The organism is Psychrobacter sp. 1U2 (genome assembly GCF_051847575.1).
Window position 1 is genome coordinate 1 of the sequence record NZ_JBPYDC010001708.1, and the last position, 538, is coordinate 538.

A 538-nucleotide genomic window follows, 5' to 3' on the forward strand; every position below is an offset into this window, starting at 1 on the left:
TTTTGTAGAAGTGGGTGAAAGCTTAGAGCATGCGGTAGTACGTGAAGTCGCTGAAGAAGTAGGTATCTGCTTGACTGACATTCGCTACGTCAGCAGTCAACCATGGCCGTTTCCCTCAAACTTAATGCTAGGGTTTCGAGCGTCTTACACTAGCGGTCAGATAGTCATACAAGAAGATGAGCTCTCGCACGCCGACTTTTTTGATATCTCAAACTTACCAAAGATACCTTTTAAGGGCAGTATTGCTTATGATTTAATTGCACAAATTGCTCACGAACAAGGCATAATACTCTAGCTTTATAGAATATATTCGTGTGTAACCAATAGTATGCCATTATGAACAATCCTCTTTTATGATAGATTATCTATACTAGTCACGACCAATAGTAACTCTCGCCAATTCTTTACGCCAGTTTTAAGGCCTTTGATTAAATGCCCAGTAATATTCATACCCGTCTAACAAACCTGCCGATACTGTTTGATACATTAACTTTAGAGACGCTGCCAGCCGACACACAACAACAAATTGCGTATGTTG

General features: G+C 40.3%; 1 protein-coding gene. It reads left to right on the forward strand.

Features of this window, described 5'->3' with window-relative positions; all coding sequences use genetic code 11:
- Positions 1 to 295, forward strand: a 295-nt coding sequence (locus ACS8FD_RS23995) for an NUDIX domain-containing protein (RefSeq protein ID WP_439277689.1), incomplete at its 5' end; no start/stop codon positions are given.
- Positions 296 to 538: the final 243 nt, after the last annotated feature.